17 protein-coding genes are annotated in these 17,270 nt (G+C 52.7%); 2 read left to right on the forward strand and 15 right to left on the reverse strand.

All coding sequences use genetic code 11. From position 1 onward, the window contains the following. Positions 1-30: 30 nt before the first annotated feature. The 3 genes from KVT34_RS05530 to KVT34_RS05540 all read right to left on the reverse strand — a co-directional run bounded on the left by KVT34_RS05530 (position 31) and on the right by KVT34_RS05540 (position 5,311). Complete coding sequence (locus tag KVT34_RS05530) at positions 31-3,039, reverse strand: glycoside hydrolase family 10-like protein (RefSeq protein ID WP_217557405.1); 3,009 nt, start codon at positions 3,037-3,039, stop codon at positions 31-33. Positions 3,040-3,306: 267 nt separating this feature from the next. Then, positions 3,307-4,089: a TspO/MBR family protein gene (locus tag KVT34_RS05535; protein WP_254634625.1), complete on the reverse strand. Its 783-nt coding sequence runs from the start codon at positions 4,087-4,089 to the stop codon at positions 3,307-3,309. Positions 4,090-4,219: 130 nt separating this feature from the next. Further along, the gene (locus KVT34_RS05540) at positions 4,220-5,311 is read right to left on the reverse strand and encodes a M24 family metallopeptidase (protein ID WP_217557411.1); all 1,092 of its coding nucleotides are present in this window, start codon (positions 5,309-5,311) and stop codon (positions 4,220-4,222) included. A 259-nt stretch (positions 5,312-5,570) separates the two neighbouring features. Here KVT34_RS05540 and KVT34_RS05545 point away from each other — a divergent pair, with 259 nt between their 5' ends. Beyond that, positions 5,571-6,134 (forward strand): NAD(P)/FAD-dependent oxidoreductase, encoded by a 564-nt coding sequence (locus KVT34_RS05545; protein ID WP_217557414.1) that lies wholly within the window; start codon positions 5,571-5,573, stop codon positions 6,132-6,134. Between the two features lie 149 nt (positions 6,135-6,283). On the opposite strand, the gene KVT34_RS05550 is transcribed toward KVT34_RS05545, so the two are convergent. The 4 genes from KVT34_RS05550 to KVT34_RS05565 all read right to left on the reverse strand — a co-directional run bounded on the left by KVT34_RS05550 (position 6,284) and on the right by KVT34_RS05565 (position 9,537). Beyond that, positions 6,284-6,898, reverse strand: coding sequence for a rhomboid family intramembrane serine protease (locus tag KVT34_RS05550; RefSeq protein ID WP_217557416.1), 615 nt, complete (start codon positions 6,896-6,898; stop codon positions 6,284-6,286). A gap of 106 nt (positions 6,899-7,004) precedes the next feature. Further along, positions 7,005-7,511, reverse strand: coding sequence for a type 1 glutamine amidotransferase domain-containing protein (locus tag KVT34_RS05555; RefSeq protein WP_217557419.1), 507 nt, complete (start codon positions 7,509-7,511; stop codon positions 7,005-7,007). A 32-nt stretch (positions 7,512-7,543) separates the two neighbouring features. Beyond that, a complete protein-coding gene (locus KVT34_RS05560) occupies positions 7,544-7,978 on the reverse strand; it encodes a hypothetical protein (protein ID WP_217557421.1) in 435 nt (144 codons plus the stop codon). Between the two features lie 155 nt (positions 7,979-8,133). Then, complete coding sequence (locus KVT34_RS05565; RefSeq protein ID WP_217557423.1) at positions 8,134-9,537, reverse strand: LCP family protein; 1,404 nt, start codon at positions 9,535-9,537, stop codon at positions 8,134-8,136. Positions 9,538-9,727: 190 nt separating this feature from the next. On the opposite strand from KVT34_RS05565, the gene KVT34_RS05570 reads away from it, so the two are divergent. Continuing rightward, complete coding sequence (locus tag KVT34_RS05570) at positions 9,728-10,162, forward strand: universal stress protein (RefSeq protein WP_217557425.1); 435 nt, start codon at positions 9,728-9,730, stop codon at positions 10,160-10,162. A 90-nt stretch (positions 10,163-10,252) separates the two neighbouring features. Here KVT34_RS05570 and KVT34_RS05575 read toward each other — a convergent pair whose 3' ends face one another. The 8 genes from KVT34_RS05575 to pduL all read right to left on the reverse strand — a co-directional run bounded on the left by KVT34_RS05575 (position 10,253) and on the right by pduL (position 17,218). Next, positions 10,253-11,680: an ArnT family glycosyltransferase gene (locus tag KVT34_RS05575; RefSeq protein WP_217557428.1), complete on the reverse strand. Its 1,428-nt coding sequence runs from the start codon at positions 11,678-11,680 to the stop codon at positions 10,253-10,255. A 10-nt stretch (positions 11,681-11,690) separates the two neighbouring features. After that, entirely contained in the window at positions 11,691-12,053 is a 363-nt protein-coding gene (locus tag KVT34_RS05580) for an SMR family transporter (protein WP_042233142.1), read from the reverse strand. Next, complete coding sequence (locus tag KVT34_RS05585; RefSeq protein ID WP_217557430.1) at positions 12,050-12,832, reverse strand: glycosyltransferase family 2 protein; 783 nt, start codon at positions 12,830-12,832, stop codon at positions 12,050-12,052. The genes KVT34_RS05580 and KVT34_RS05585 overlap by 4 nt, the downstream gene beginning before the upstream one ends. Positions 12,833-13,202: 370 nt before the next feature. Then, positions 13,203-13,556, reverse strand: a complete 354-nt coding sequence (locus KVT34_RS05590) for a four-helix bundle copper-binding protein (protein WP_217557432.1) — start codon at positions 13,554-13,556, stop codon at positions 13,203-13,205. Between the two features lie 88 nt (positions 13,557-13,644). Next, positions 13,645-14,415, reverse strand: a complete 771-nt coding sequence (locus KVT34_RS05595) for a DUF2087 domain-containing protein (RefSeq protein ID WP_217557434.1) — start codon at positions 14,413-14,415, stop codon at positions 13,645-13,647. 143 nt (positions 14,416-14,558) lie between these two features. Then, positions 14,559-14,975, reverse strand: coding sequence for a YlbF/YmcA family competence regulator (locus KVT34_RS05600; protein WP_103993879.1), 417 nt, complete (start codon positions 14,973-14,975; stop codon positions 14,559-14,561). Positions 14,976-15,008: 33 nt separating this feature from the next. Continuing rightward, the gene (gene miaB, locus KVT34_RS05605) at positions 15,009-16,493 is read right to left on the reverse strand and encodes a tRNA (N6-isopentenyl adenosine(37)-C2)-methylthiotransferase MiaB (RefSeq protein WP_217557436.1); all 1,485 of its coding nucleotides are present in this window, start codon (positions 16,491-16,493) and stop codon (positions 15,009-15,011) included. Between the two features lie 155 nt (positions 16,494-16,648). Further along, entirely contained in the window at positions 16,649-17,218 is a 570-nt protein-coding gene (pduL, locus tag KVT34_RS05610; RefSeq protein ID WP_217557438.1) for a phosphate propanoyltransferase, read from the reverse strand. Positions 17,219-17,270: the final 52 nt, after the last annotated feature.

The raw sequence follows: 17,270 nt of genomic DNA on the forward strand, positions 1-17,270 counted from the left end.
GCTCAACATGCCCCGCCTTACTGTCTTTGCCTACTCAATTGCCTCATCAGTCTCATCTTCCGCATGGGTCACACCGGTTTCATTGAATTCATCGGCTTCATCGGCGTTTTTCCCGCCCTTTCCCGATTTGGCTGCCGTAATTTCGGCAATCCGCAGGGCTCCCTTCAGATCGTACAGTATCCGTTCTTTGACTTCGGCATTCAAACGGCTATCGGACCCGATATCCTTAATCAGGGACGCCAGTGATTTCTTTACCTGCTTCAGACGGCCGGGATTCAGCCGCGGATTTTTCTCACCGCCCAGCTTTTTCACGATTTCATTGATCTCATCGGTATACCGGGCGGCTTTGCGGACATCCATCCCTTTAAAAGGGAGATACAGCTCCTTCACTTTTCGTTTCTGTCCCGCAAGTACGGCTGCAATCGACCGGGCGGGATCGCTGTCGGGAACGACCGCTTCATTCCGGTACACGCCCAGGACGGTATTTTTGTCATAGCCCTGATCGAAAAACGATTCATACTCGAACACGGCGCTCCCGCTGATTCCGAGCCCATGGCTCGAAATGATCTGATCGATGAACACGTCCTTGGTCAGATCGATAAAAGAGCCGACGCCGATCGTCACATACGATTTATCTTTTGCGATCTCGAACGTTTTGCGCGCATCCGCCACAACGAGCGAAGTGTCCAGTTTATAGGACATCGGAAACACGTTGTCGATCAGGTTATGCTTCACCCAGTTCATCGAATCCTGCAGCACGTCTCCGCGTGCAATTTCGTATTCGGGCCATACCGCCGCGGTCAGCTTCACTTGGGGTTTCCACTTTTTCACTTCCTTGGCCAGCCGGAACACGAATTTGTCGACGAATCCGACCCGCATATCCACCCACTGCGCCCACAGCGCATCTCCCGGGTGCAGCAGGAGCGGATCCGTTCCGTATTTCTTTTGAAACAGACTCCGGGTGTAGGCGTCATATCCGAAATCGTTCGTAAAATCTCCCGAACCGGGATAACGCGCATAGTCAAGGTGCAGACCGGCTACGTCATATTTGAAGAGCAGCTCCTTATAGACGCCGATCAGGAAGTCGTGCGTTTCATCCAAAGCGGGGTTGATAAAATAATAACGGAATCCGCTGGATGCATCTTCCTGATAATTTTGGCCTTTCCGGCTGAGCAGCGACCATTCGGGCTTGCGCTCCACGATCGGCCCGGGTTCCGGCCCGCCCACGAAGAAGTTTTCGACCCAGGCATGGATTTCGATGCCCCGTTTTTTCCCTTCGTCCAAATAAGCCTGGAGCACATCAAACCCGCCGTACATGGGATTATGAGCCGTTATCTTGCTTTGGGTCGGATAGATGGTGTACCCGTTCCAGAACGTTTCCAAATAAACGGAGTTAAGGTGAGCCGCCTTCATCTTATCCAGCGCCCGTTTAACTTCCTCAAGAGACTTCTCTTTGGGCCGGATCCAGATTCCCCGGTTTTCAACGGTTCTGGATTCCACATTCATGTAGTGAACGCGCGTTGCTTTTCCATCCAGCTCCGCCAGCACTTCCGTCAGCCCTTCAACGCCTTTTTCCTCCAGATGCTTGCCCGCCTGTATCTCCAACTGCTTCACCTGCTGAATTTCTTTGGAGATTTCCTCATAAGGAACATCCATAAACCGGCGTTTGGACTCTTCCATTGCCTGTTCCGCAGAGGCGGCGGTTAACCGCGCCTTATCCAGATAAGACTGCGGGGTAAAAATAAGCAGCACCTGCTTCTCCGTCCGGTTGATCTTCACGGTCGCCCCGATGGCCGCATAGCGCGATAACCAGGCCATTTTGGAGCCGTGTCCGGAAAGGACGTATCCCCCTTGAGGAATGGGCCGGTTGTTGCCTCCGCTGCTTATGATTTTGCCGTCCGCGTTCACGGCAGCCTCTCCTCCCCACGGATTCGTGCCGGTGGTAGCGCCATAGCTGCTGTCGTATACGATCAGCTGCTCCGCTCCGCGGTGCCCGGGATACGGCTTGTTGTTCGTATCGTCCCACCCTGCCGGATTGTCTTCCCTCGTCCGGGGATTAAACGCGTCGTAAGCCATTTTGGATGCAAAATACATGGGATACGCATTCAGCTCCATAGATACGGCAAGTCCAGGAGCCGCCAGAGCCAGCAGATCGGCATAATAAGGACTTGCCGCCTGCACGGAAAGGACGTAACCTCCCTTAGGAATCGGCGAGTCGTTATCGATAAATTTTCCGCCCGAATCCATCAGAATCCCTTTCACTCCCGTGACCCGCCCGTTCTGAAAAGTCACTTCGATTCCCCAAGGATTCGTGCGGGTGGAAGCTCCGTATCCCGAGTCGAAAAGCACCGCTTCGCCCTGATTCCGCGGCCCGTTAACCCGGTCCACGGGGATAATCAAATCGCCGACCTTCACAAATTTCGTCGGCAGGACGGGAATTTTTATGTTCACGGCGGTAAGGCTGTCTCCCACATTCAACTGCTGCAGAAGCGCCTTTGTACTTGCGGTACCCGAAAGAACGTATCCGTTCGGGGGCAGATAGGTTCCTTTTTTGCCGTCCGAGATTTTATCAACGACAATGCCTTCCGTCACAATAAGCTCGATCGTCCGGTTATCGAAAGGAGGTGTATACGTCCCGTACGTGCTTGTATACACGGTCAGAGCGTCTTCTTTGCGCTCCTGATCCATCCCGGCTACCGGGTGCAGAGTTCCGTCGGGAAGCTTGATATGAGGACCGTAAACGGATTCATTTACCGTCACGCCAAGAGACGTGTGCGGAAGCAGAGGGGTCCCGGGCTTGGTCGCCGAACGGAAAGGGTCCTGATCGGCAGGCCCTGATTTCGGGCTGTCGGGCGGAACCGCGATGCCTCCGTAAGGTCCGGAATGCTGCGGATAACCCTCGGCCGCAGCCGAGCCGGGAGCGGCGCGGGCTATCCCGTACAGCGGAAGGCAGCCCGCAGCCGCAACGGACAAAAGCAGGAAAGCAAACAGCGTTCTGCGGAGCAGCCCGCTTGAGCGAAGAGATCTTTTCACCGTCATCTTCCTCCTTCAGGTGTAAACTAGCTCCAGACATACAAAAACGGAGAACATCCGAGCAGGTTAAGCTGAGCCGCTAATCACCTCCTGTTATTTTCTCCCCTGTTTGCCAATCCGATTACACGTATTGTAGCACCATTTTGGACATTTTGGAATATTTTTCTTATATGTTACATTATTTTGGATATTACCTCCTTTTTCATCTTCTTTCGACAGATTGCAAAAAAAGAAGCTCTCTTTTTCAAGAGAAGCTTCCCGAATAGATTTTCATTACCGGCTGATATAGGACTGATCCCATCTTTTGCGGTCCCGGATCACTTTGGTCAGGAGCCATAAGGTTGCCGCTCCGACGATGGCGGCCAGTGACCAAGCCGCATTGCGTACCCATGTGTCTGCCTGCTGTTCGATGCCGATGCCGATGAAGGCCCAGACAAAAACCAGCGCGAAAGGCACGTCTTTCTTCCCGTAGCTGAAAGCGACAGCCAGCACGCCTGCCGCCGTCAGCAGAATGACGGCCCACATTCGGGGATCGATTCCCCACCCGTTCCAGCCCAAACCCTGCAGCCATACCGTAACGTTTACGATGGAAGCCACGCAGATCCAGCCCAGATACAGGCTGAAGGGCACCTGCACGAAGCTGTATTCCCCGATCGCCCGCGATTCCCGGCCGTAGCGGATTCTCTGGTAGATGGCGATAAGCGTCAGCAGAAGGGCGGCCATGACCAGCGTGCTCCAGCCGATTTTTTCATAATGCCACAGAAAGATCCAGGCCGAGTTTAAGAGACAACTGACGACGAACCAGTAGCTGATCCGTTCCACCGCCGGGCGGTTCCCCGTATCCTTGCGGGCTTGGTAAATGACGAACCCGATCAGGCCCAGATAAATGACGCTCCATATCGCGAAAACATACCCGGCCGGAGTAACATATGTATGATGCCGGTCCGATATTTCTCCGGTGGTCACCCCGTTAATAGGCAGCACTTGAGCCAGCGTATTCACGATCAGAACCAAGAGGAGACCGGCGATATTCATCGTTTTACGCAATGCCTGCATGGCTGTCACATCCTCCCGTTTTGGTCATTATGTATGTTTAACCTTATGGGCTTAGAATTAATCGAATGCAAAAAAAGCCTGCCCCGTTATTCCGTCAGGAATACGCAGGACAGGCTCTCATCAAAGCAGATCAGCCGCCGAGAACCGTCAATTGTTTAGGGAAGGAAGTCAGTACTTCGACTCCTCCGGCCGTAACCAGAACGTCGTCTTCGATACGGACTCCGCCCACGCCCGGCACATAAACACCGGGCTCGATGGTGAACGTCATGCCGGCTTTCAGAAGCGCCTCGTTTCTTCCGTGGACAGACGGATACTCGTGGACGTCGATGCCGAGTCCGTGGCCGAGCCGGTGGTTAAAATAGGTGCCGTACCCATCGGCTTCGATCCGGTTTCTTGCGGCCGCGTCTACGGACGCACAGGTAACATCCGGCCGGACGGCTTGAATGGCCGCTTCGTTGCCGGCCAGGACCGCATTGTAAATGCGGCGCTGTTCCTCCGACACTTCTCCCACCGCGAAGGTGCGTGTAATATCGGACGCATAGCCGTTCAAATAAACGCCGAGATCGAATAAAAGCAGATCCCCGCGGCTGATTTTACGCGTTCCGGGAACGCCATGCGGCAGCGCCGAAGCGGGACCGGTCAGGACTATCGTTGAAAAAGAGGGAGACTGGGCTCCGAGTTTTTTCATCTGGAACTCCAGTTCCGCGACCAGCTCGATTTCCGTCACACCGACAGCCACCTTCTGCAGGCCGCGTCTCAGCACTTCCTCTACAAGGGTCACGGCATCCTTCATCAGGCCGACTTCGTCCTCGGATTTGATGACCCGCATATCCCGCAGCAGCTCATCTACCGAAGAAAACCGGCTTGCGCCAATGAAGCTCTTCAGTTCTTCAAAGCGGCTGACGGTCCAATGCTCGGTTTCGATGCCGATGCTGCCGAGCGAAGCCGGCAGCAGTCCGCGAAGCACTTCATAAGCCGAGTCCGTATCGCTGTGTGTATGAATCCGCTGTACCGTGGACGCCTGGGCGGCCGCTTCCGCATCCAGAGCCGGCACGAGCAGAAACGGCTCTTCTCCTCTCGGAAGAATGAGCCCCAAGAAGCGCTCGTGCGGGTCGGAGGCGAACCCCGTCAAATAATACACGTGCCGCGGAACTGTAATGATAACGGCATCTAGGTTGTTTTGTTCGATATAATCGCTGATTTGTTTGAGCCGATTGTTCATTTGATCACCTATTCTTTTCAAGGTTTTTCGCTGTTTACTGGGGATGAATCCTCTTCCTATCATACCATGTAAGGAGACAAAAACCCACATTCCGGGCCCGCCTCAGGTTCTGCTCCGGGGCCGTATACTTCCTCTACAGGTTGGTATGCGTCCTGAAAACCCGGTCTGATCGACAATGTAAGCGCCTGCTTTTCTTCCTTCCGTCCATCCGCTATACTGGACTAGAGTTTTTATTTTGCCATACGAAGGAGAGAAGAGCATGTACGATCTTGTTATTATCGGAGCGGGCCCTGCGGGTGCAAGCGCCGGACTGATTGCCGCCAGAGCGGGCAAAAAGACGCTTCTTATCGACAGTGGGCAAAGCATGACGAAACGCGCCTGGATCGAGAACCATTACGGAGTCGCCGAAATCAGCGGTCCCGATATGGTCGAGCTGGGCAAGAAACAAGCGGCCAAGTTCGGCGCGGAAATTGCGGAAGGCAAAGTGGAATCGGTCGACAAGCAGGACGACGGCTTTCTCGTCACTTCGGATCAGGGCAGCTACGAAGCCAGACACGTCCTGCTCGCGACAGGAGCCCTGGCCGATCTTGCCGACAAAATCGGAGTCACGACGATTCCCGGCACAGAGCCGCGGATCAAAACGATCGTTCAGACGGACGCGAACAACAAAACGAGCGTGGAAGGCATCTGGGCGGCGGGCACGATTGCCGGCATGAGCGTACATACGATTGTGACGGCGGGCGACGGCGCCAAGGCGGCCATCAATATCGTCAGCGAACTGAACGGCGCGCGTTATGTGGACCACGATGTGCTGAAATCTTAATTGTTATCCTTTAAAAGTAAACAGAAAAGACTCCTGTCCGGTTCTACGGAACCTTCAGGAGTCTTCTTTCGGTTTCAGCGGAAGCGAGGCGTCGGAACTCCCGCTTCTTTTTTTCAGTTATCCGGCACTGCCTTCAAATCAGGCCCGTTCTATCTTCTACCGCTTCGTTTGATAAATTCCACGAACAAGGCAAACAAGATAAAACCGGCCAGAAAACCGCCCAGATGCGTGTATAGATCCACATTCGGCACGATCACGGAAAACAGCAGGCCGCTCACCAGAATGATGATGACCGTCTGTCTCGATTGCTGATCCAGAAGCTGCCTGCGGAACAAGGCCAGGTAGAGATAGGCCGCATAAATCCCGTAAATGGCTCCGGAGGCCCCCGCCGCGACATAAGCGTCCGTGTGCAGCCAGTAGGAGAACGCGCTGCCCAGCGCCCCGCTGGCTAAGTAGAACACCGCGTACCGGACACTGCCCAGCAGACGTTCCAGCGGCGGTGCGAAAATGACCAGGGCGAAGCTGTTAAACAGCAGATGGGACAAGCCGATATGTAAAAACATGGCGGTGAAGAAGCGCCACCACTCGGGCGCAAAACCCGGAGCGGAAAATAAGGCTCCATACTCGATAAGCGTTCTCGTGCTTGTCGACGAGCCGCTTACCTCCATCAGCACAAACAGCACCACATGGATTAAGACAAGAAGACTCGTCACCGGATACCGGCGTATGTATTCCTTGAAGCTTTCTTGACGGACGAACAGCATAAATAGATACCTTCTCCTTCGGATGAGATACCCCCATCATATAGGAAAAACAAGAACGCCTGCAAGCATATGCCGCAGACGTTCTTGCCCGATGATAGAAATTCCTTTACAGCGCCTTTTTGATGGCGGCGATAAACGCAGGCTCATCCTTCGGAGTCCGCGACGTAATCAGGTTGCCGTCGATCACGACTTCCTGATCCGCGAATTCCCCTCCGGCGTTGCGCACGTCGTCCTGAAGCGGCGGATAGGACGTGAGCTTCCGGCCCTTGATCAGACCGGCGCTGATCAGAATCTGCGGTCCGTGGCAAATAGCAGCGACTGGCTTTCCGGCCTCGTCGATCTTTTTCACGAACGATTGAACGTCCGCATCCAGACGCAATCCTTCCGGCGAAGAGCCTCCCGGAATAACGACGGCATCGTATTCGTCCGCTTTGGCTTCTTTGATGCCCTGATCGGCCGTGTATTCGGCTTTCTTGTTTTTCCCGGCAAGCAGCTGTCCCTGCTTCAACCCGATAATGACGACCTCGTGTCCGTCGGCCTTTAAGGCTTCATAAGGTTCCTGCATTTCAGAATCCTCGAATTGGGGTGCCAGCAAAAATGCGACTTTACTCATGGTTTGTTCCACTCCTTTTCGTTTATCCGGTTTCAATCTATCGATTCAACGTATCCCTTGTTGCTGCGGATGATCTCCACGATTTCCGTATAATCGGAATCCGGCACCTTGGCCGTCAGCACATAGCGCAGATTTTCGGAGTCATCGTCGCCTTCGCCTAAGATGAAATCGCTCAGCGGCCCATCGTCTTCGCCACGAATGGTTCGGTCGGGATCGTGACGATCCTCCGCCGCCCGGACCGGTATGAAGCCGCCCGGACTCGGAGAGGTGCCGATCGTCGCACCTGGCACGCCGACGGCTCCGGACGTCCCGCCCGCAAAGGCCGGAGGCGCAATCAAACCGGTCCGTGAAACGCGTCCCTGAGTCTCCCCGACTTCAAGCTGATCGACGGAATAAGTTTGGAGCCGGATGCGAACATCCTCCGCATCGTTTTCCGTGCGGAAATAGGCTTGAATATGTTTGCTCATCACGAACACCTCATCCTTGTTAATTTCTCTCCTGTTGATATTACCCGCAACTTTCTTTTCTAACACAAGCTCTGGGGAAAAAGTTCAGAATCTCCAGCGCCGAAAAAATGAAATCCCCGCACCTCTCGTAACGAGAAGTGCGGGGATTTAGGCGGTTATCCTGTTTTTTGCGCCGTTTCCTGGTTTTGTGGAGTCGGCGTCGGCGTCGGTTTAGGGACCTCCGTATTTTTCGGAGGGGTCGTCGGCTTCCCGCTCGGCGGCAGAGTGACGCTTCCGCCCGGTTTGCGGGTCGGGTCCGGTGTCAAGCCCGGTACAACGTCATCGTCTTCCGGAGTCGGGTTCGGCCGTACAGACGTTTTCGGTGTCGGCGTCGGTGTCGGCTTGATCGTCGACTTCGGCGTATAAGTCGGGGCGATCGTCGACTTCGGCGTGCGTGTCGGCGTTATTTTGCCGTCCGAACCGGTATTGTTTCCTCTGCTGTCGGTACCTTTAGACGAATCGGTCGAATTCGGGCTGCTGCTCGGCACCCAATTCGGATCCAGACGGCGCTTCAAGGCATTTTTGGCCTCTCTGAGCTCTTCGTCCTTCACGACGATGTAAGGGCTGATCCAATCTCCATCCATATGAATGAGTTCGATATTTTGCGTATCGATTGTGATATATTGGGAAATCATATCGTGAATCTGACTGGCAGGGATATCCGTTTTCAGGTTGTTACCGACGGCTTCCAGAATACCGGAAGCTTTCGTGACCCCGCCCAGGCTTTTCAGATTTTTAAGAATTTCATTCAAGACTTGCTGCTGTCTCGCGTTACGCGCCGGATCGCTCGATTCCTGGGTTTCGAACTTCGAGCCCGGATTCGATTTGCGGTAACGCACGAAGTCGAGCGTCTTCTTACCGTCCAGCTTCTGAACGCCTTTCTTGAGATCGATTCTGGTGCCGTCCCAGTTGTCGACGTAATACATATCCTGGTCTACATCGACCGTTACGCCGCCGAGCTGATCGACCACCTGCTTAAATCCTTCGAAATCGATGGTCACCATATAGTCGAAAGGAATCTCAAAAAAGTTGCCGAAAAACTCCTTCGTCTTTTTCATGGCGGTTTCCGGTTCAGTTAAGGTGAAATGCGGGTAAAAATAGTTAGCCTTATGAGAATCGCCGTTCTTCTTGAGCTTCATTTCAAGGTCGCGCGGCAGGGAAACGATCGTTGCGGACTTCGTCTCGGGATTCATCGAAATGGCCATCATCACATCGCTGTTCAGCGAGCCGGTTTCTTTCCGCGAATCCACGCCCATCAGCAAGATGCTGATCGGTTTGACTTTGGCGGAATCCTTCGGAGCGACGACTTCCTTCGTTCCTACCGTGTCGATGATGTTATTGGCTTTACTGATGAGAAAGCTGGCGTACGTGCCGATGCCGATGACAAGGAGCAAAACGATAATGCCGCCGGTTACGGCTATTTTTTTCCATAAGGGCCATTTGGCTTTCTTTTTAAGTTTGAATTTACGTGAATCGGTACCGGGAACGGGGGTTGAATTCGGATTAATAGGGTCGGACATAATTAAAAACCTCAATTCTTGAGTATGGTATACAGTTCCATGGAATTGTATAAACAGGAGTACGATGCGGACGATATCATTATAGTTCGTTAGACGGTATAATTATAGTGAGAAATTCGGAGTAAAGAGTTACAAATAAGTTAAAAATTCGACAGCTTCCCTAATTCATTATGCCAAAGAGGTGACGATCATGCAATTCTTGAATATTTTAGTCGCGTATGATGGTTCTGAAGTATCAAAGAAAGCGTTGGAAAAAGCCGTCGGACTTGCCAAAAGCAACCCGTCCGCCAAGCTGGAAGTCGTTCATGTGGCGAACATGCCTAACCTTGTCGTCGGCGAAGCCCTCATTTCCACCCCTGCCGGCATGTCCGGAGAATACTACGAATTGGCCGAACAAATTAAAGACGAAGCTAAGCAGCGTTTAGTTTCACTTTCCCAGCCGGCGGAAGTTTATCTGCTGAACGGCAACCCGGGCAGGGCCATTCTCGAACACGCCGAGCGCACCGGGCGGGATCTGATCGTAATCGGCAGCCGCGGCCTTAGCGGAGTGCGCGAGTGGGTGCTCGGAAGCGTCAGCCACTATGTCGTCCAGCATGCGCAAATTCCGGTGCTCGTGATCAAGTAGTCGCTCTGCACCCGGCAGTACATAATCGGCTGCGTTAAGCGGCAAACCAAAAAAGAAAGCAGGGCCTGCATGCAGGCCCTGCTTTCTTTTTCAGTTCAGCCGGTAAATGTCATATCCGCCCTCTACGGGAATTTTCTCGAACTTCGCGTTAAGATAACGGCGCAGTTCCCCGCCCCTATCTCCGTCAATCTGCCCTTTGAGAGGAACAAAATAGGCTGCTCCTCCCGCCCGGAAATATTCGAGCTCTTTGATCGGATCGTCCGGGATGGAATTAAGCACCCTCCAGCCTACCCGGTGACTGGCGTTCAGGAGCGAGGGATCGTCGGTGCCGACGACAATGAGATCGTCCGGCTTTGTCAGCCGTTCGACCGCCCGGGCCTGCTCCAGAATGACCGTTTTCTCCTTCCCGTAATCGGGATTCATCATAAGGGCGCAGGCCCATCCGATGCCCGCAACGACGACTGCGGCGGAAATCCGGCCGAACCGGAACTCCGTCAGCCGGCCGATCGTTTTCGCGGCGAGCAAAGCCGCAACAGGAGCAAAGAAGATCAAATAATAATCAAATTTGATCACCGCCACGATCGTGGCCAGCTCCAGAAGCACCGCCCATCCCCACACTCGGATGGGGATATCCTTCTGCCGGAAGCCGGCAAGCAGACCGGCGGCCGCCAGGGCCAGAAGCGGCCAGGAAAAGGCCTTCGGCAGCTCCCGCAGGAAAAAGTCCCAGGTCTCGGGGGTAAACAGCGCCGTCGCCATTTTCGGGAAAATGTGCTTCGTCGCTATCCCCGATACGAATTGGAATTCCGCTATGGACGAGGCCCAGGCGTAATACAACGCGGGAAGGCCGAGGGACAGCGCCGCGAACAGCCACAAACGCCAGTGCACGAACATGTTCCACTTAAACTTCGCCGCCGCCATGAAAAGCATGGGAATGCCTACGAATATCGTCGGCACCTTGAGGGAAATCGCCAGCGCCGTAAACAGCGCCGCGGTAAGCACAAAAGCCGTGCCGCCCTTGCGGATCCACACCGTGAACGCATAGAACGCGCCGAGGTAAAAAAACAGCGACGCCGCTTCCGGCATAATGGCCCGGGAATAAGTCACCGCAACCGGTAAGATCCCGTACAGCAAAACCGCGATCCAGGCTGTCCGCTTCGTATAGAACGTGCGGGCGATCAAGTAGAGAAACCACGCCGAGCCCATAAAAAATGCCAGAGGCACGAGCCTGGCCAGCCAGTAATGATACCCGAACAATTTGTACAAAATCGCAATCAGAAACGGGGTGATCTGAAATTCCAGCTCCACATAATTGGGAAGCGGCCCCTGATAATTGAACTGCGGATAGAAAAGATTAAATTTAGTTTCCACAAAATGACGGGCGATTGATTCCGTATCCGACTGTCTCCATGAATCGATTTCATACGGTGAATTAGTTATGTATGGAATTCTCAGCGCAGCAATCGCAATAAACAAGAGGGCGGTTATGAGCCACGCAGGAATGCGCGTCTTGTGTTCCATGCGCTTCTCCTTATTTATTAATGATAATGATTCCGATTATAATGACGGCCATACCGACCAGCTTTTGCATCGTAAACGTCTCCTGGAACCAAAGAAACGACATGACGAACACGATCACGTAGCTGAGGCTCATCATCGGATACGCGTAGCTCAGTTCTACCTTGGTGAGCACCTTGACCCACAGCAGAAAGCTCGTTCCGAATAAAATAAGTCCGATCAGAATCTCGGGAGTTTTAACCATCCGGAATAAATCCGGAATTAAGGTAGCCGGAGCCAGCGAGAGTTCGCCCAGGCGGTTCGCTCCCGCTTTGAGAAGAACTTGCCCGACCGCTCCCATACCGACCGATAATAAAATGACCCAAAGTGCGCTCATACGGTACCCTTCACTTTCTTTTGCGTTCCCTGCACGGGGGGTTTAACTTTCATCAACAGGCGGAAATAGCCTGCAATCGTCCGCTTTACGTTCATTTTGCTGCGGCCGACCTTTAAATGGTATTCCAGCACGAGCGGATACTCCCCCGCTTTAATGCCGATTTTACTGAACCGGGCCATCATTTCGGCCATGCAATCGAAACCGCTGGTCGTGATCAGTCTCTGTTTGTAAAGGTTCATAGCCTGGTTGAGATATCCGATCCGGTAGGCGCGAAAGCCGCTCGAATAATCATGCACCCCCTCAATCGGAAAAAACAACTTGAAAAACACCATCGCCCCGCGGCTGTAGAGCCTCCGGATAAACGACAAACCCAGCTCTTGGCCCCCTCTGGCAAAACGGGACGCCACAACCAGATCCAGCTTGTTCTCCTTCAGCTTCGCGACGAGCCCCGGAATCAGGTTCGGATTATGCGTATTGTCCGCGTCCAGCGTCACAAGCACATCGCTTGACTGGTACTCGCTTGTTACAAATCGGACCAGGGTGTTCATGGCCTCCCCGAGTCCGCGGTTGCGCTCATGGTCGATAACTTGAAGCCATGCGTAGGTTCGGCATGCTTCCTTCAAGACCTCGGCCGTTCCGTCCGAGCTTCCGTCGTTGACCACAACCACGCGAAAAGCCTCCCCAAACTGCACCGACAATTGTTCCATCTTCGGAAGCAGTTTAGGCAAGGCGTCCTGTTCGTTGTAGGCCGGGAGGCCCACAATAATAGTTTCCTTCATAAACGATAACTCCTCAGGCGACAAAAATTAGGTCTTCACTATGGTTTCATGCACATCAGCAACATTTACCCAAATAAGCGCAGATTGAAACAGGCTTTTAGTCATAGACGTAATGCGGGAAGGAAGGTTGCACTTCCGGGCATTCTTTCCCTCATTATAACCTTAACCGCCCCATTCCGATCACCCAATTATTAGAATCCCTTAATAGTATTTACCTCTTGTTTTGCTTCTTTCCTCTCTTGTGAAAACTAAAAAAGAACCCGTGCGGGGTTCCCTTTTTAGCCGTTGTTGTCTAACCTTTTTTCTAATCGAGCCGCACTTTGCCTGCTCCACGTGCCGCATCTCAAGCCGCTCGTTTATTTAAAATGTCTTACGCAGCCATTCTACGGCAAGCTTCCGCACAGGAGCGGCATACTTTGGCGCACTCCCTACAGTGCTCATGTTCATGTTCCGCACATTCTTTGGCGCAGATTTCGCAAATCGTCGCGCATAGATTGCAGATTTCCACAATGAACGGGCTTTGACGGGTCATGGCCGATGCGGCATAAGTACAAATGTCCGCGCATTCGCGGGTCAGCCTGATGCACGCGGCCATATGGGAAGCGTCTTCTTCCTTCAGACAAGCATCGAAACAATAATTGCAAGTTTTAATACAATTTATACATTCCTCGATACAGCGTTGAATTTCTTCGTTAACGCCTTCATGGGTCATATCGTGGGGCATGGTTATATCCTCCTTTGTCTCTAGCTGCTGCTATACGGATATTAACCTCTTTTAGTGAATTTGACCCAAGCCGCGCTTGCCGTTTGTCTTAACGGGTTATCCAATACGCGCTGCCGTCGTCGTGACGCTTCATAAAGCCGTATTCGACCAGGTATCTGCGGATAGTCACATAATCGTGCCACGCTTCTTTCAGTACCTCGTTCACTTCTTTTTCCGTGTACTTCCGGTCCGCTTCAAATCTTACTGCCAACTGCCGCAGGATAGCGATCTTCCGCTTCTCTTTTTTCGGAAATTTGTTGAGAGGTCCGTCTACCCCGTCCGGAAAATACAGCTTCAGAAACTGCTCGTTTTCCTCTTCCGTAATCGCGAATCTTTCATCGAGCACCGTAGCGCTTTTCGGAACGGCAATAAAAGACGACGCTTTTCCGGTATCAGGCCGCTGGTCCAGAAGCCCCATAAGCGCCAAATACACTCTAGCCTGCTTCTCCCGCTCCCGCATCGTAAACCGGTGATTACGGATGGTTGAGGTGCTTCCGCCGCCAAGTTCTCCCACAATGTCTTTGTCGGACAATCCGTCGTGAAAAAATCCGAGCAGCTGCTTCTGCAGATCGGTCAGCCCCGTCAGCTTCTTATTCAAGTTGAGCAGGTAATGGAACATGGACCCGTGCTCGGCGGCGATATGCCGGGACGCGAACTTCTCGGCTTCGTAAAACGTCTCGTCTTCGCGGTAAATGATCCCTTTAGTGAACGATTTCCCGCAAACCAGACACACATAAGCTTCTTCCTGATCCGAGAAAACGTATCCCCGTTTGATTTCGTCCGTCGACGCATTCCAAAAAAGCTCTGAAACATCTTTCAAATCAAACACCTTCAATCTTCGTTTGTATTTATATAAACAACTTATAAGATTGTTTGATTTTTGTCAACTAATCAATACAAAGGAATGTACGCCAAAAAAGCCGCTTCCGCAACCGGAAACGGCCTTTCTGTAACGAGGATACTTTATTCGCTGCAGCTGGAAGGCGGTTGTGCCGAACCGGACTCCACCGTGATTTTGTCCGCAATCGTATCCCGGATTACGCCCATAACGAGTTGAAGCAGGTAGTTGATATCCGCCTGGGATTGCTGGAATTCACTGACGATCGGAATATTGTCCAGCTCATCCTGCAGGTCTTCGATTTCCTTCTCGATCTTCTTCACCATGATTTCATTGTCAAATTTCTCAAAAGCGACAATTTCTTTCTGCTTTTTCTTCATGGCTTGAATCAGAGACTGAATGTGCTCGTTCTGGTTGATCTGTTTTTCGGCCTGTTGAAAAAACTGCACCTCGGAAGAGGTGGTCAGAAGCTCCGCCAGCTCCTTCGTTTTCGCCAAAATATCTTCTCTTACGACCATTTCGGTATTCGTGTAATGCTCCATCCTTGCACACTCCGCTTCTTCATTATGGCGTTCTTAGCTTAACATTTGCAGAGGCTCGGCGACAAGCTCGCCTTTTACAAGCCAGGTTTGCGGTTCCGTCACGCGTACATGGGCGAAAGACCCGATCAGATCCTTCGATCCTTTGAAAAGAACGAGCTTATTCGTCCGGGTCCGTCCGGAGAGGACTTCCGAATTCTTCTTGCTCTCTCCCTCAACAAGAACTTCGACCACTTCACCGCGAAGCTTCTCGTTGCTCTCTTTACTGAAAGCCCCGAGTACCTCATTGAGCCGGTACAGACGCTCTTTCTTCACGTCCTCGGGAACGTTGTCTTCCATTGCGGCAGCCGGCGTTCCTTCACGAGGGGAATAAATGAAAGAGTAGGCAAAATCGAACCGGACTTCCTTCACGAGAGACAGCGTCTCTTCAAACTGCTCATCCGTTTCCCCCGGGAAACCGACGATAATATCCGTGCTGAGCACCACGTCGGGTATAGCCGTCTTGATTTTGCGCACAAGATCCAGGTACAGCTCACGGCTGTATTTGCGGCTCATTCTTTTCAGCACTTCCGTGCTTCCCGATTGGACCGGCAGGTGGATATGCTCCATCAAATTGCCTTTGTGCGAGAGCACCTCGACCAGATGATCGTCAAAATCACGCGGATGCGAAGTGGTAAACCGGATTCTCGGCACATCAATTTTACGCATATCCGCCATCAGATCTCCGAAGGTATATGAGATATCCTCGAAATCTTTGCCGTAAGCGTTGACGTTCTGTCCCAGCAGCGTAATTTCCTTAAACCCTTGACGGGCCAGATCCCGCACCTCCGCCAAGACGTCCTCCGGACGGCGGCTCCGCTCCTTGCCGCGGGTGTACGGCACGATGCAGTACGTGCAGAACTTGTCGCAGCCGTACATAATGTTTACCCAGGCGCGCATGCCTTCCCGCTTCTTGGGCAGGTTCTCGATAATGTCGCCTTCCTTGGACCATACTTCAACAACCATTTCCTTGCTTAAGTATGCATCCTGCAGAAGGGCCGGAAGCCGGTGAATGTTATGGGTGCCGAATATGAGATCGACATGCCCGTGTTTTTGTAAGATCCGCTTAACGACGCCTTCCTCTTGGGACATGCACCCGCAGACTCCGAGCACCAGATTCGGCTTTTCCAGTTTGAGATGCTTCAGATGCCCCAGCTCGCCGAACACCTTATCCTCCGCGTTCTCCCGGATCGCACAGGTGTTCAGAAGGATCACATCCGCTTCCTGCTTCTCTTCCGTTGAGGTATAGCCGAGCTCCTCAAGCATGCCTTTCATCGTTTCGGTATCATGTTCGTTCATTTGACAGCCGTACGTGCGGATCATGTACCGCTTGCCTTGGCCAAACTCCTTCATCTCTTCCGGAATGTTGAAATCATACAGCACTTCAATGTTTTCCTTGCCGCGTTTTTTCGCATCCTTATAAGAAGGAGGTTGAAAATAGATCGAAAAATCCTTATCGGATTTAGCGGTTTTCACCGTCATTTCGCCATTCCTCCTGAATATTCCATGCTAGACTCATAAATCTGATTATACCATGCCTGGTCCCCGGACAAAAGAAGAAAGAGCCGGGCAGAGGAAATCAGCTCCCCGTACCCGGCTCCCTGCGCGCATGCGGACAACTTGTCCCGGCCCGCTTCCTAATCTACAATAATTCCGACATCGCCGGTTTTAAGCCCCGCGGCGTTGCCTTCATCCGTATCAATATGCATATCCAAGGCGAACTGGTCCGACACACGGGCAATCACATCCTCGAAAATGACGGGACGATCCGTCTCCACCCGGACACGCAGGCGCTGCTTATCTTCGATGCCCCATTTCTTCGCATCCTCCGTATGGAAATGGATGTGGCGGGCCGCAACGATGACGCCCTCTTCCAGCTCCAACTCGCCCTTGGGACCCACAATCTTGATTCCCGGCGTTCCTTCAATATTTCCCGATTCGCGTACCGGCGGATTAACGCCGAGCGCAAAAGCATCCGTGCGCGATATTTCCAGCTGGGAAATATTCCGTGCAGGTCCAAGGATCCGGACCTTGTCAAACCGGCCTTTGGGACCGACGACCGCTACGGTTTCGCCCGCGGCGAATTGTCCCGGCTGGGACAGGTCCTTCAGTACAGTCAGCTCATAGCCCTCGCCGAACAGGCGGGTAATGTGCTCCGGCTTCAAATGAATGTGGCGGGCGGAAATCCCGATAGGTATTTGTTTCATTGTGTCTTCATCCCTTCCTGTATCCATTCTCTGTCTCTCTATCAGCTTCTCC

This window comes from Paenibacillus sp. GbtcB18 (genome assembly GCF_019091125.1).
In the GTDB taxonomy this organism is placed as follows: Bacteria; Bacillota; Bacilli; order Paenibacillales; family NBRC-103111; genus Paenibacillus_F; species Paenibacillus_F chitinolyticus.